Origin of the sequence: Paeniglutamicibacter selenitireducens (assembly GCF_051550675.1) — a bacterium.
GTDB lineage: Bacteria > Actinomycetota > Actinomycetes > Actinomycetales > Micrococcaceae > Paeniglutamicibacter.
Genome location: NZ_JBPULF010000002.1, coordinates 482,330 through 496,202, shown reverse-complemented (window position 1 = coordinate 496,202; position 13,873 = coordinate 482,330). Strand labels below are relative to the sequence as shown.

10 protein-coding genes are annotated in these 13,873 nt (G+C 70.0%); 1 reads left to right on the top strand and 9 read right to left on the bottom strand.

All coding sequences use genetic code 11. The features are described 5' to 3' along the window. Nucleotides 1-69 precede the first annotated feature (69 nt). The 6 genes from ACSYDW_RS05745 to ACSYDW_RS05720 all read right to left on the bottom strand — a co-directional run bounded on the left by ACSYDW_RS05745 (nucleotide 70) and on the right by ACSYDW_RS05720 (nucleotide 7,590). The gene (locus ACSYDW_RS05745; protein ID WP_438337751.1) at nucleotides 70-1,248 is read right to left on the bottom strand and encodes a low temperature requirement protein A; all 1,179 of its coding nucleotides are present in this window, start codon (nucleotides 1,246-1,248) and stop codon (nucleotides 70-72) included. 196 nt (nucleotides 1,249-1,444) lie between these two features. Further along, on the bottom strand, nucleotides 1,445-2,881 hold the full coding sequence (locus ACSYDW_RS05740; RefSeq protein WP_438337750.1) for an amidase: 1,437 nt from the start codon (nucleotides 2,879-2,881) through the stop codon (nucleotides 1,445-1,447). Nucleotides 2,882-3,127: 246 nt separating this feature from the next. Beyond that, nucleotides 3,128-3,931 (bottom strand): histidine phosphatase family protein, encoded by an 804-nt coding sequence (locus ACSYDW_RS05735; protein WP_438337749.1) that lies wholly within the window; start codon nucleotides 3,929-3,931, stop codon nucleotides 3,128-3,130. A 79-nt stretch (nucleotides 3,932-4,010) separates the two neighbouring features. Beyond that, a complete protein-coding gene (locus ACSYDW_RS05730; protein WP_438337748.1) occupies nucleotides 4,011-5,525 on the bottom strand; it encodes a carboxylesterase/lipase family protein in 1,515 nt (504 codons plus the stop codon). 10 nt (nucleotides 5,526-5,535) lie between these two features. Further along, nucleotides 5,536-6,849 carry an MFS transporter gene (locus ACSYDW_RS05725; RefSeq protein WP_438337747.1) on the bottom strand — a complete coding sequence of 438 codons (1,314 nt, stop codon included), beginning with the start codon at nucleotides 6,847-6,849 and terminating at the stop codon, nucleotides 5,536-5,538. Nucleotides 6,850-7,008: 159 nt separating this feature from the next. Beyond that, nucleotides 7,009-7,590, bottom strand: a complete 582-nt coding sequence (locus ACSYDW_RS05720; protein ID WP_438337746.1) for a TetR/AcrR family transcriptional regulator — start codon at nucleotides 7,588-7,590, stop codon at nucleotides 7,009-7,011. Nucleotides 7,591-7,694: 104 nt separating this feature from the next. Between ACSYDW_RS05720 and ACSYDW_RS05715 the strand changes: the two genes are divergently transcribed. Further along, complete coding sequence (locus tag ACSYDW_RS05715) at nucleotides 7,695-9,953, top strand: glycoside hydrolase family 3 C-terminal domain-containing protein (protein ID WP_438337745.1); 2,259 nt, start codon at nucleotides 7,695-7,697, stop codon at nucleotides 9,951-9,953. A 101-nt stretch (nucleotides 9,954-10,054) separates the two neighbouring features. On the opposite strand, the gene ACSYDW_RS05710 is transcribed toward ACSYDW_RS05715, so the two are convergent. From ACSYDW_RS05710 to phnC, 3 genes are all read right to left on the bottom strand, one after another. Beyond that, nucleotides 10,055-11,224 (bottom strand): zinc-binding dehydrogenase, encoded by a 1,170-nt coding sequence (locus ACSYDW_RS05710; protein ID WP_438337744.1) that lies wholly within the window; start codon nucleotides 11,222-11,224, stop codon nucleotides 10,055-10,057. A 97-nt stretch (nucleotides 11,225-11,321) separates the two neighbouring features. Further along, complete coding sequence (locus ACSYDW_RS05705; protein WP_438337743.1) at nucleotides 11,322-13,031, bottom strand: PhnE/PtxC family ABC transporter permease; 1,710 nt, start codon at nucleotides 13,029-13,031, stop codon at nucleotides 11,322-11,324. After that, nucleotides 13,028-13,858, bottom strand: coding sequence for a phosphonate ABC transporter ATP-binding protein (phnC, locus tag ACSYDW_RS05700; RefSeq protein WP_438337742.1), 831 nt, complete (start codon nucleotides 13,856-13,858; stop codon nucleotides 13,028-13,030). The genes ACSYDW_RS05705 and phnC overlap by 4 nt, the downstream gene beginning before the upstream one ends. Between the last annotated feature and the right edge of the window lie 15 nt (nucleotides 13,859-13,873).

Below are 13,873 nucleotides of genomic sequence, written 5' to 3'. Positions count from 1 at the left end.
CGCATCGGACCGCTCGAAGGCCGTTCCCCGCGGGGGAGCGGCCTTCATGCCGCCGGGGCACCTCCCCGGTCAGTCGAGCAGCTGGACGGGTTCTTCCGCGTCGGCCGGTTGCCGCCAGACAAGCACCGTGACGACTCCGACGAGGATCACCGTGGTGAGCGCGAACGGCACCGGGATCAGTGGATCGAGAAGGACGAGCAGGCTCGCCAAAGGAACCACGGTGTTGACCAGCCGGTCGGCGTACGGCCTGATCGCCAGCGCCCAGACCCCCATGATGAAAACGGCAATGGGAATGGTGAACGCGAACGACGCGAACGGCGCGGTGAGCTCGCTGTGGTGGGTGATGACGTCGATCTCCGCTTCGATGCCCGCGGACAGGGCCCCGGCTGCCGCGAAGATGAAGAAGTGCCCGTACCCGTAGGCGAGGGACTTGCCCAGGCCCTGGATGGCGCGGTGGTGCGGCGGCCAGAAGTAGATCCACCACAGGCCGGCGGTGGCCACCAGGGTCAGCACGGCGATGGCAATCAGCGGGCCCAGTGATTCGGCGTCGTGCAGTGCCTCGATGATGGCGTTGGCGGAGGCGAGCAGGCTTTCACCGAGCAGGATCAGCGCGAACAGCCCGTAGCGCTCGGTGATGTGGTGCGGGTGCCACGGGGTGTTTCCGTGGCGCTCGGCGATGATCGGTACCGCCAATTCGGCGATGATCAGGGCGATCAGCGCGCCGGTAAACCACTGGGCGGGAAGCATCAGGGCGCCCAGCCAGAGCACCTGGACAAGCGTGATGCCGGCGGCGTACAGGATCGTCGAGCGCCTGGTGGCGCCTCCCGAGCGCGAGGCGCGCAGCCACTGGGCGACCAGCGCCAGACGGATGACGATGTAGGCGAGGATCAGCACCGTGTAGTCGTGCTTCTCGAAGGCCGGGGCGATGCCGGAGGCGAGCACCAGCACGCCGCTCATCTGGATGATGGTCAGCACCCGGTACAGCCAGTCGTCGGTGTCGAAGGAGGTGGCGAACCACGTGAAGTTCATCCAGGCCCACCAGATCCCGAAGAACACGATTCCGTAGCTGGCGATCCCGTCAAGCACGTGGCCCTCGGACAGGGAATGGTGCAGCTGGGCCGCGGCAATGCCCACGGCGATCACGAAGACCAGGTCGAAGAACAGTTCCAGCGAGGACGCGCTGCGCCCGGACTCCTGGGGGTCGCGCGGCCGCATGGGCACGAGCCTGAAGCGGGAGGCATCTGTCATGTCGTCATGTCCTTCTGTGCAGGTTGCGGTGCATGAGGTGACGAAAGTATAGGTCAGGGGGAGCGCATGTGGGGCCGGAATGCACGGAGAACCGCCGGTGCCCGACCCCCGGTTGCCCCGTGCACACCGTATGCCCTGCCGACGGCCGGCAGGGCATACGGTGTGGCGTGCTGTTGCTCCGGGTCCGGATCCGGGACTAGACGGCTGCTTCCGCGGTGTTCATGGCCGGCCACCAGCTCGACCGGGTCCACAGGTCAAGGGCTTCCTCGAGCGCCTGGCCCAGGGTGAAGACCGTCGCGTCGTCGTAGGTGCGCCCGACGATCTGCACGCCGGTGGGCAGGCCGTTGGGTGCCACGCCGGAGGGCAGCGCCAGGACCGGAACGCGGCCGATCACGTTGAACGGCACGGTCAGGGCCGCCTCGATCCAGGACACGGAGGCCCCTCCCACGTCGATGAGCCCGGCCGGGTCGGCGAAGTCGGCGGCCATGCCCTGGGTGGCAAGGGTCGGGCAGAGCAGTGCGTCGTAGGTTTCGAAGACCTTGCCCAGCGGCTCGTAGACGGCGGCCTCGGCCACCAGACCCTCTGCGAAGGAACCGGCCTGCGCGGCGCGCTTGGCGAAGTCCAATGTGTAGGGCATCAGCAGGTCCGAATCGGCACCGGCTACCTCGGTGATGAAGGGCCCCATGATGCCGCCGAAGTGCGCCCAGGCGGCCTCGACGATCTGCTTGCGGGTCCACGGCAGGGAGATCTCCTCGACGATGACGCCGGCGCCGCGCAGGGCCTCGGCGGCGGCGCGGGTGTTGGCCTCGATGACCGGGTCCACGATGTAGTCGCCGAGGTTCACGCACAGCGCCACGCGCATGCCCGCGGCCGCCGCGGCGTTCGGTGTCGGCAGCGTGTATGCGGGGCGCAGCGACGCCTGGTCGACGCGGTGCGGCCCGGCGATCACGTTCTGCAGCATCGCGACGTCGGCGACGCTGCGGCCCATGGGGCCGTCGGCGCAGTAAGTGTCCTGGTTGAAGGGCGGCAGGCCCGGGACGCGGCCGAACGGCGGCTTGAACCCGACGATGCCGGAGAAGGAGGACGGGATGCGGATGGAGCCGCCGATGTCCGACCCGGTGGCCAGGATGGATTCGCCCGCGGCCAGTGCGGCGCCCGAACCTCCCGAGGATCCGCCCGGGGTCAGCTCCGTGTTCCAGGGGTTGCGGGTGACGCCCCACAGCTTGGAGTGCGTGTACGGGGCGCAGCAGAACTCCGGGGTGGTGGTGCGGCCGTGGACCACGGCGCCCGCGTTGAAGATCCGGTCGACGATCGGGTGGCTGACCTCGGCGATGGTGCCTTTCTCGGTCAGCGAGCCTTCCTCGGCCAGACGGCCGGCGATCGGCTGCTCCTCCTTGAGCAGCAGCGGGATGCCCTCCAGGGCGCCGAGCCGCGTGCCGCCGGCCGCGAAGCGTTCCTGCGAGGTGCGGGCCGCGGCGTAGGCGTCGTCGAGCATCTCCTCGGTCAGCGCGTTGATGCCCGGTTCGACCGCGGCGGTGCGGGCCACCACCGCGTCGAGCAGCTCGACGGGGGAGAGCTCCTTGCGCTCGAAAAGTTCGTGGGCCTTGGTGGCGGTCAGGTGGTGTAGCTCCATGCGGGGATTGCTCCAATCGGTTCGAATCCCGGTGCCGCGCGCAGGGTCGGGCCGGCGGTGGACGGGGTCGGGAAAGTCATTGCTGGAATTGAGACTAGGCTCACAACGGCAGGAAGTCAACGGCGCTGTCATCAATGTTGACAGGAAGTTTCGGGCCGCCCGGTCGTGGGCGTGCAAACGGCGCCCGGAACGTCGGTGCGGTGTCCCGCTCCGACGTTCCGGGCGCCGTTTCCCTTTGCTCCCCGGCTAGTGGGCGTAGCTGGTGTCGTTGACCGACTTCACCGTCCACGTCCCGTTCCTGTACTGCAATTCGTTCACCGCGCCGTTTTCGATGGGCCCGTCCGGCAGGGTGCCGCCGAGCTCGTCGATGACGCAGGAGATCGACATGCCGCTGCTGACGGCCAGCACCTTGGTCTGCCCCGACCGCGTGGCCTTCCGCGCGATCTCGTCCAGGGACTCCTGCATGCGCGGCCCCGCGACCGAGCAACCTTCGGCCGGCAGCTCCGGGTTCGGGTTGGCGGCGGCGATCGCGTCGGTGATTTCCGGAAGGGTGTAGTTCATCAGCAGCTCGTCCATGGACCCGACGTTCAACTGCCTGGCCGCGGCGGCAAACAGGTCCTTCCCCGGGCCGCCCTCGAACCCGCCGAAGGCAAGTTCGCGCAGGCGCCGGTCCCGGGTCACCTCGAGGCGCGGGCTGATCTGTTTGGCCATCAGGGACGCCGTCTCGAAATGCCGGACCATGTCCGCCGAATACACGGCATCCACCGTGCCGACCTTCTTTTTCAGCCCCTTGCCGACGGCCGTGGCGATCTCCCGGCCCTCCTCCGTCAACGGGGAATCGCTCCAGCCCTGGGCGCGACCCAGGGCGTTGAGCATCGTCTCCCCGTGCCGGGTCAGATAGACGGTCACCGAGCGGTTCGAGGCCGTCACCGCGGTCATGCCGGTCCCCGCGGCGGCCTGCGGTGCGGGGGACTGGGCGCACCCGGATGTGCCGATGGCGGCGAGGGCCAGGATCGATGCTGCCACGTAACGCTTGGGTGTTGCTTTCATGACGACTCCTCAGGTCAGGCAGGGGTAAGGGCGGGTGGTGCGGTTGACAAGCCGGGCGCGGGTGCCCGGAGTCGGGTTCCTAGCGTGTCGCTGCGGCCAGCGCTGCCGGCCGCAGCGCCGCCACGCCGGCATACCCGTCGTGCACGGGTTCCGAGCGCGGGTGGTCGAAGACCATGGTGGTCTTCCCTGGCAGGTAGGGCTCCCAGCCGGGATCCCCGGTGGTGATGAAGCGCAGGGCGGCGGCGTGGACCGTGTCCGCCAGTTCCTGGGGTGGGTTCTCCCCGGCCAGCGGGGCCACTTTTTCGGAGTCAAGGCAGTCGAAGAAGAACGGCACGTCGATGCAGTGCACGGCGGCGTTGAAGACGGGCGAGCGCCAGCTGAAGCGGGAGACCCAGGTCGGCGCGTCTCCGCGGTGGGCGACGGCCTCCGCCAGGCCGACCTTGAAGAACTTGTCGCTGATGTAGCGGCCCAGCACCGACTTGGTGCCGCGTCCGTGTGCATCAGGGTTTGCCGCCAACCAGTCGCGGCGCGTCCTGCGTCCCGCGCCCATGCGCGCGAGCATGAACCCCGCGGGGAGCACGTTCAGGAAGCCCGGCGCTTCGGCAAAGACCATGCCGAACTCGTCGTCCGCCGCATTGATCAGCAGCGGGACGTCGGATTTTTCCCCGGCCGCCAGCGACTCCAAGGTGGGGCGCGGGATCAGGTCCCCGTCGATCGTGGGGCCCAGTGCCAGCCCGTCGTCCATCATCTTGAGCATGGCCTTGGACGAAGCAATGTCGGTGGCCTCCTTCTGGAACCCGAGCAGTGCCTCCTCGGTGAGCGAGGAGAAGCCCGCCCTGTCGCAACTGACGCCCGCCGCGGCGGCGATCTTCCGCGACAGTTCCGCGGCGCGGTCGGGGCCCACGTCCCCGACCGCGCTGGAGAGCGCTATTGCCTGCTGGAAAAGACCGCGTGCCGCGGGCATCCCCAGCAGCGTGAGCACAGCGCCGCCGCCGGCGGACTGCCCGGCAAGGGTGACGCGGTTCGGGTCCCCGCCGAAGGAAGCGACGTGCTCGCGCACCCATTCCAGGGCGCACAGCCAGTCGCGGACGCCGCGGTTGGAGGGGGCGCCGGGGATGTGGCCGAACCCGTCAAAGCCCAGGCGGTAGGAAACCACCACCGTGACGACGCCGTCCCGGGCAAAGGCGGGGCTGGAATACCAGGGGCTCGCGGGAGAGCCGGCAAAGTAGCCGCCGCCGTGGATCCACACGAGCACCGGCAGCCCCGCGCCGGGGTCGCCGGCCGCGGGGGTGACCACGTTGACGTTCAGCGTGGCCTCGCCGGGAATGCTGGGTTCGGGGATCAGGGTGACGCCGGGGTCCCCGCGCTGTGCGGTGGGCCCGAAGTCCAGGGCGTCCAGCACCCCGGCCCACGGCTCGACGGGCGCCGGTGCGGCGAAACGCAATTCGCCGACCGGCGCCTGGGCGAAGGGGATTCCCTTGAAGGTGGCAACAGCTTTCGACGCGCCCGCCGGGACGGCGAACCTTCCGCGGACCTTTCCCGAGGGGGTGTCGATGACGACGGTGTCGTCCAAGGTGATGTCGGGGGATGGCATGGGGACGGTCCTATCTGACGTTCTTGATGGGTGCAACGGCGATGGCCGCGAGGACCACAACGATCATGCCAAAGACGAAGAGCGCCGGGTATCCTCCCGCTGTGGCGATGATGAGTCCGGCAATGGCCGGGCTCATGGCCTGGGGGATGTTGGTGGCGACGTTCAGGATGCCCAGGTCCTTGCCGGCGGCTATGCCCTGACCCGGGAGCACCTCGTTCATCAACGCGGTGTCCGCCGACATGTAGAAACCGAAACCGATGCCGTTGACGACGGCGGAGGCGACCATGCCTCCCAGCGTCGGGCTGGCCAGCGGGATCGCCAGGGAGGCGACCATGATGAGCGTCGCCGCGTAGATGAAGACCTTGCGCCTGCCGATCTTGTCGCTCCACCAGCCGGCCAGCATGATTGTCGCGAGCGTCGGAACCGTGGCGGCCAGGGCGATGGTGCCGATCGCGACCTGCGCCTCGACGAGCGACATCTTGATGTAGTCGGTGAGGATGTAGAGCTGGAAGGCGGCGACAACGAAATAGCCGAGGATGAAGAGGAACCTGGCCGTGAACGCCCAGGCGAAGTCGGGGTTCTTGCGGGGGTCGATCCAGAAGTCCTTGAGGAACCTGCCCCAGCTCCACGCCGGGACGACGGAGTCCTTGGAGGACCAGTCGCGGTTCGCCAGGACAAAGAGCAGGGTGGTGGCGATGACGGCGACGCCGAAAACCGAGTAGGCGACACCCAGCGTCCCGGCCAGGGCGCCGGCACCGATGACGCCGAGCGTGCCGCCGATCTGCATGCCGACGCCGGACATGGCGCTGGCCATGCCGAGCTTGTTCTTCGGGAAGCGGTCCGGGGTGATGGCGCTGAGCGGGCCCTGCAGGGCGTTTAGTGCCACCTGGATCAGCACCCAGAACACCGTGATCCACAGCAGGGACGTGAAGGACCCGAGTCCGAGCATCAGGATCCCGCCGACGAGTGCGCCGAGGATCATCCAGGGCGCGCGCCGGCCGAGCCTCGAGCGGGTGCGGTCGCTGAGGGCGCCGACGATCGGCTGGGCAAAGAGCGTGAAGACGAATGACACGGTGGTGACGATCGCGAAGTTCGCGACCTTGTTTTCCTCGTCGATCAGTGCGATCTGGGACGGGAGCAGCACGGCGATCAGGCCCGCGTAGGTGGCGAAGAGCGTCATGGAGGCGACAAGGATGCCGGGCAGCAGTCGCTTGGTCGGCGGCGGGCTCGCCGGGGCGCTACCCGCCGGTGGCTGGGTGGTGGCGGGCGGTGTCTCGAGCGGCACGGCAAGTGCGGGATGGGTGCCTGAAGGCTCTTGGCTCACGGGTTGTCCTCGACGTTGAGTGTGTGCGGCCGGCGCGCTCGACCGAATACCGAGCGGTATTCGGTATAAGTGTGCAAGCTCACGTCGGGCCCGTCAAGGGTGTTTGTGGATTGGTTTGAGCGCCCCCGGCAGGGTGCCCGGGGTTGCCCCGGGGAGGCTTCAGGCGTTGCTGCGCCAGGCGTCGATGGCCTCGACGATGTGCGCCGCCATGTCGAAGTCGGGATCCAGGAGCCACTGGGTCTGCAGGCCATCGGCCAGCGCCAGCAGGGCGCGGGCGGCGGAGTCGGGGTGGACCGAGGCCATCATCTCGCCGCTCTCCTGGCCCTGGCGGATCTCCGCGGCGATCTCCCGGCGGAAGCGTTCGAAGCGTTCGGTGAAGAAGTCCCGGGCGAAGTGTCCGGGGGCCGTGGCCTCGGCGGAGAAGCTCACGTAGAGCTGGACGAGTCCGGGGACCTCGGCATTGTGCCTGACCACCTGTGGGAAGATTTCGAGGATGCCGGCCTCGGGGCTGCTTGCGGCGAGGGCAGTGTCCACCTCGTCGCGCAGGCGCAGGATTTCGGTGAACAATTCGTCCTTGGAGGCGAAGTGGTGCATGAGCCCGGCTTGGCTCAGTCCCGCGGCGGCGGCGATTTCCTTGACCGACGTCCCCCGGCACCCCTCGCGGGCCACCACCTCCAGGGCTGCGGTGAGGATCTCCTCGCGCTTGGCGACACCCTTTGCATACGATCCTCGACGAGCCATGTGGCAAGTGTATCCGGTGGCGGATTGCCTCTTGCCATGCAATACCGAGTGACATACGGTATTGGCGGGTGGATCAACCCGCAGAGCCGTCCAAGGGAGAAGCCATGACCGATTACGCGCCAGCCGACCTGGGCGTTGAAGAACGCGCACGGCTCGTCACGGGCAAGAATTTCTGGAGCACCAGCGGGGTGGAGCGCGCCGGGATCCCTCCGGTGACCATGACCGACGGGCCGCACGGGCTGCGCCTGCAGACCGGGGACGCCGACCACCTGGGCCTCGCGGATTCCGTCCCGGCCACCTGCTTCCCGCCCGCCGTCACCCTGGGGTCCACCTTCGACACGGACCTGGCCGGACGGATCGGGGCCGCGATTGCGCGGGAGGCGTTGGCCCACCACGTGGGCGTGGTGCTGGGCCCGGGCATCAACGTCAAGCGCTCGCCGTTGTGCGGGCGCAACTTCGAGTACTTCTCCGAGGACCCGCTGGTTTCCGGCATGCTCGGAGCCTCGCTGGTACGCGGCCTGCAGTCGCAGGGGGTGGGTGCCTCGGTCAAGCACTTCGCGGTGAACAACCAGGAACACGACCGCATGCGCGTCTCCGCCGACGTCGCGGCCCGCCCGCTGCGCGAGATCTACCTGCGCGGATTCGAACGCGTGGTGCGCACCGCCGCCCCGTGGACCGTCATGTGCTCCTACAACAAGGTCAACGGCGTGCTGGCCTCCGAAAACCACTGGCTGCTCACCGAGGTGCTGCGCGGGGAGTGGGGATTCGACGGGATCGTCGTCTCCGACTGGGGCGCCGTCGCCGACCGGGTGCGCGCCCTGCAGGCCGGGCTGGACCTGGAAATGCCGGGCAACCCGGGCCACTCCATCCCGCGAGTCACCCGGGCGCTGGAATCCGGCGAACTCGACAGGGCGGTGCTGGATGCCAGCACCGAACGCCTGGCCGACTTCGCGCGGCGCACGCTCAACCCGGAGTCCGGCACCCCTGCCGACCTGGATGCCAACCACGCCCTGGCCCGCGAGGCGGCGGGGCGCGGGGTGGTGCTGCTGAAGAACGAGGGGGACCTGCTGCCGGTCCGCGCGGGCCAACGACTGGCCGTCATCGGCGAATTCGCCAGGACCCCGCGCTACCAGGGGGCCGGATCCTCGCTGGTGAACCCGACCCGCGTGGAAAACTTGCTCGATGAGCTGCGCGCTATCCACGGCGGGGAGCTGGTGGACTTCGCGGCGGGCTACGGGCTTGACGCCGACTCGGCACAGGACGCCGCCCTTTCAGCCGAGGCCGTCGCCGCCGCGGCTGCCGCCCAGACGGTGCTGGTGGTGCTCGGCCTGCCGAACTCCGCCGAATCCGAGGGCTTCGACCGAACCCACCTGAAGCTGCCGGCCGCGCAACTGGCCCTGCTGGAAGAGGTGCGCACCGCCAACGCCAACGTGGTGGTGGCCGTGGTGGGCGGCGGCGTGGTGGAGCTGCCCTTCGCCGATGATGTTCCGGCGCTGCTCTCCGCCTGGCTGGGTGGCCAGGGTGGTGGTGGCGGGTTGGCCGACGTCGTCACGGGCCGGGTCAACCCCTCGGGCCGGTTGGCGGAGACGATTCCGCTGCGCCTGGCGGACACCCCCGCGGCGCTGGATTTCCCCGGCGAGCACGGACACGTGGTCTACGGGGAGGGCATCCACGTGGGGTACCGCTGGTACGACGCGCGCGAGATGGCGGTGCGCTACCCGTTCGGGCACGGGCTGTCCTACACCGGCTTCGCCTACTCCGACCTGGTGGTGGCCGAGCACGGCGACGGACTGCGGGCCACGCTGAGGGTCACCAACACCGGGGACGTGGCGGGCCGCGAGATCGTGCAGCTCTATGTGGGCCGGGCGGACTCCGCGGTGGCCCGCCCTCCGCTCGGCCTTGCCGCGTTCGCCGCCACGCCGGAGCTCGAGCCGGGGGAGGGGTGCGAGGTGGAACTTCTGGTTGACCGCAGCGAACTTGCCTACTGGGACGTGCGCGTCGATGAATGGGCGCTGGAACCGGGGTGCTACGGGCTCTCCGTCGGCGCCTCCAGCCGCGACGTGCGCGCCACCGCCGCGATCGAGCTGGCCGGCGACGCGGTGGAAATCCCGCTGACCGCGGAGTCGACAGTGGGCGAGGTGATGGCCCACCCGGCGGCGGCCGGGCTGCTGGGCGAGGCGCTTGCCGCGTTGGTGCCCGCCTCCTCCGGGGACGCGCCCGGCGCCGCGGATGACACGATGTCCGCCATGATGGCTTCCTTCCCGATCGGCCGGCTGCCGAACTTCCCGGATGTGCCGCTCACCCACGAACAGCTGGCCGGGTTGCTGGCCAGGCTTGGGGCATCGGCAGACGTGCCCGGCTAGGGCCGAACCCGGATCTACGCCGACGGCGGCGCGCCGCGCATTTCCCGTGGGGGATGAATGCGCGGGGCGCCGCCGCCTGGGCGATGCAACCTGTCGCGGAGCTAGCCGGCGGCTCCGCCGGGCTGGATCCCCACGCGGACATCGGCGCCGGTCCGTGCCGCGTCGAGCGCCGCGTCGAGTTCGTGCAGGAAGTACCGCGGGCCCACGAGCTCGGCGAAGGGCATGGTGTCCCAGGTGGCGGAGATGAAAGCCACTGCCGTTTCCAGGTCCTCCGCCGCGTAGTTGTGCACGCCGGTGATCGTCTTCAGCCCCCGCACGATGGCCTCCGGGTCGATCCCCACCGCCGGGCCGGGCGAGACGCTGCCCACCAGCACCGCGATCCCGCCGATGCCCAGCGCGTCGATGGCGGTTCCCACGGCGGCCGGGGCACCGGAGGCCTCGAAGCAGGCCAGCGGTGCGGGAAGGTGCGCCGCGGTGAGCGCGTCGCCCAGGGCCGTCCGGCCCGGTGCCGGAGCCTCCGGCGCCGCCGGGACCACGGCCCGGGGATCCAGCGCCCGGGGATCCAGTGCCAGCACGGCGCCGAACTTCAGGGCCATGGCGCGGCGTTCCGCGGCCGGGTCCAGCACCACCACGTTGGCGCCGGCGGTCACCGCCATCGCGGTGATGCTCAGGCCCACCATGCCGGCCCCCGAGACAAGGACCGTGGTCCCGGCGAGCGGGTGGTGGCCGGCGGCCGCGCGCAGGGCCGCCGCGGCCGTGGCCGTCGCGCAGGAGACCGGTGCCAGGATGGCCGCGGGGACCTCCTCGGGCACCCGGGTGATCCCGGACCCGGCCTTCACGTGCACGTGGGTGGCAAACCCCCCGTTGAGTTCCCAGCCGCGGACGATGCGCTCGTGCCCGTACTTGAGGATCGCCTCGCACTTCTGCCCCAGTCCGCGTGCGCAGGTGGCGCAGCGCCCGCAGCTGACGGTGACGGTCCAGACCACCCTGTCCCCGGGGGCCAGCGGCGTGCCGTCGTGCAGCACGGCCTCCGGCGTCGCGGCCACCACGCGGCCCACCTGCTCGTGGCCCAGCACCAGGGGCGGGGCGGCGCTGCGGTGGCCGGAGACGGTGTGGATGTCCGACCCGCAGATCGTCGCGTACTCGATTTCCACCAGGGCGTCGCCCGCGCCCAGGTCGATGTGCGGAACCGCGATGGTCTCGTGCGGCAGTCCCGGTCCCTTCCACGCCATGGCGGTGGGTGCGGGGGTGCGGCTGGTTGTCGGTGGCATGGGGCTCCTGGGCTCTGTTCTGTCTGGGTCTTGTCGGGTGGGTGTGCCGGCGGGCGGTGCCGGCGGCGGGGCAGGTGCTGTCGGCGCCGCGGCGGGGCTAGCGCAGGACCTTGCGGACCCACATAGCCAGGCCCTCGACGGCGAGCACCGTCACCAGGATCATCAGCACAATGGAGGTGACAAGCGGGTAGTTGGACCCCTGCCCGGCATTGAGCAGGTAGTAGCCGATGCCGCCGCCGCCGACGATGCCCAGGATCGTTGCCGCACGGATGTTGGTGTCCAGCAGGTAGAAGCTGTGGCCGATGATGGCGCGGGCGCCCTGCGGCAGCGTCGCCGAGGCGTAGGTCTGCAGGCGGGTGGCGCCGCTGGCCGTGAGGGCGCGCTGCGGTCCGGTCTGCACCTCCTCGAGGGAGTCGGCGATCAGCTTGCCCAGCAGGCCCACGCCGCCGAAGGCCAGGGCGATGATGCCGGCCTGGCTGCCCAGCCCGGTGACGACGATCAGCAGGATCGCCAGGATGACCTCGGGGACGCCGCGGATGACCACCAGGGCCAGCCGCGAGCCGGTGCGCACCGAGTCGTTGGGCGCCACGTTTCGCGCCGCGAAGGAGCCGAGCAGCAGGGAGAAGGCCAGCGCCAGGATCACCGCGGCCAGCGCGATGGACAGCGTCTTGCCCATCGCCGAGGCCATCGTCGCGAAGTCGTAGGAGCCGAAGTTCGGCGGCCAGAACTGGGCCATGATGGCCGGGAGCTTGGGCCAGACCTCGACCAGGTCCATCCACTTGATGTCGCAGACCCACACGCCAGCCAGCGCAACGGCCACGGCGCCCCAGCCCCAGAGGAGGTTGCGCACGCGTGCCGGGGTCCACGGCCGCGGCGAGTGCGGCGTCAACGGGGCTGCCGAGTGTGCGGCGGTGCGCGCGGCACGGCGGGCCGCCGCGCCCCGGCCACCGCGCGGGGATGCCGCTGCATGGCCCAGCAGCACCTTGCGGATGGCGCCGGAGACAAGTTCCATGGCCACGCAGAGCACGAACATCACCAGCGCGATGCCCACGCCAAGCGAGTAGTTCAGCGACTTGAACGCGTGGGACATTTCCAGCCCCAGGCCCACCACTCCCACGTAGCCCAGGATGACCGAGCCGCGCAGGTTGATGTCGTTGCGGTGCAGCACCGTGGCGATCCACGAGGGCAGCACCTGCGGCAGCACCCCGGAGATGAACTCCTGGGTCCGGGACCCGCCGGAGGCCCGGATGGCCAGCCGCGGCCCCTCGTCGATCTGCTCGATGGCGTCGGCGAAGAGCTTGGAGATCATGCCGATCGAGTGCAGCCCGATGGCCAGGATGCCCGGCAGCGCCCCGATCGAGAACACCAGGATGAAGACCATGGCGAAGACGACGTCGGGGATGGCGCGGGTGAAGACGGTGATGAAGCGGCCGACGGCCTGGAAGGCGGGGCCGGGGGTGGTGTTTGCTGCGGCGATGTAGGCCACCGGCACGGAGAGTGCGGCGGCCAGCAGCGTGCCGGTCAGCACCAGGCCCAGGGTCAGTGCCGTGAGTTCGAGCAGTTCCGCCATGGGCGGGAACTTCACGGTGCCGACGCGGGCCAGGAAACGTTCGGCGTTCTCGATGCTCCCGAGCATGTTGGCGATCGAGATCTCGGCCTGCGCCAGCGAGTAGAGGGACACTCCCACCAGGGCCAGCAGGGTCAGTACCACCGCTGTGCGTTCGGGGGTCGGCCGCGGCAGGGCGCCGGGCCAGCCCGCTGCCGCCGCCGGGGAGGGTCGTGCGGGGATCCGGGTGTCGAGGCTCATCGGGCGGATGCCCCGCTGACGGCCAGGGATGCTGCGTGCACCGGGTGCTGCGGCGCCTCGGGCGCCGCGGCGGCCTCGACGGAGACCTTCCCGTAGATTTCCATGACCTCGGCGCGGCCCAGCCCGGCGGTCGGGGTGTCCAGGACCACTGCGCCCTCGCGCAGCCCGATGATCCGGTCGGCCCAGGAGAGGGCCAGGTCCACTTGGTGCAGCGAGCACAGTACCGTGAGGTTGCGTTCGCGGGCGATGTCGCGGATCAGCGACATGACCACCCGGCTCGATTCGGGGTCAAGCGAGGCGACGGGTTCGTCGGCCAGCAGGATCTCGGGTTCCTGCATGAGGGCGCGGGCGATCGCGACGCGCTGCTGCTGCCCGCCGGAGAGGGTGTCGGCGCGGGCGTAGGCACGCTCCAGCAGGCCCACCCGCTCGAGGGTTTCAAGCGCCTTCACGCGCAGGCGGCGCGGGTAGGTGGCAAGGCCCAGGCGCGGGCCGCGGAGCGTGGCCAGGGTGCCGGTCAGCACGTTTTCGAGTGCCGTCAGGGATGGAACAAGCTCGAACTGCTGGAACACGAAGCCGACCCGGGAGCGCAGCTGGCGCATCTCCCGGCCCGAGAGCGTGGAGAGGTCCCGGCCCAGCACGTTCAGCGTGCCGCTGGTCGGGGTTTCCAGCCCGTCCACGTGGCGCAGGAAGGTCGACTTCCCGGAACCCGAAAGGCCCAGCAGCACCACCATTTCCCCGGGCTCCACGGCGAGGTCGACGCCCTTGAGGGCCGTCTTGTCGCCGAAGACCTTGACCACGTTCGTGGCCGTGATTGCGTGTCCAGTCATCTTCTCCACCTGTTC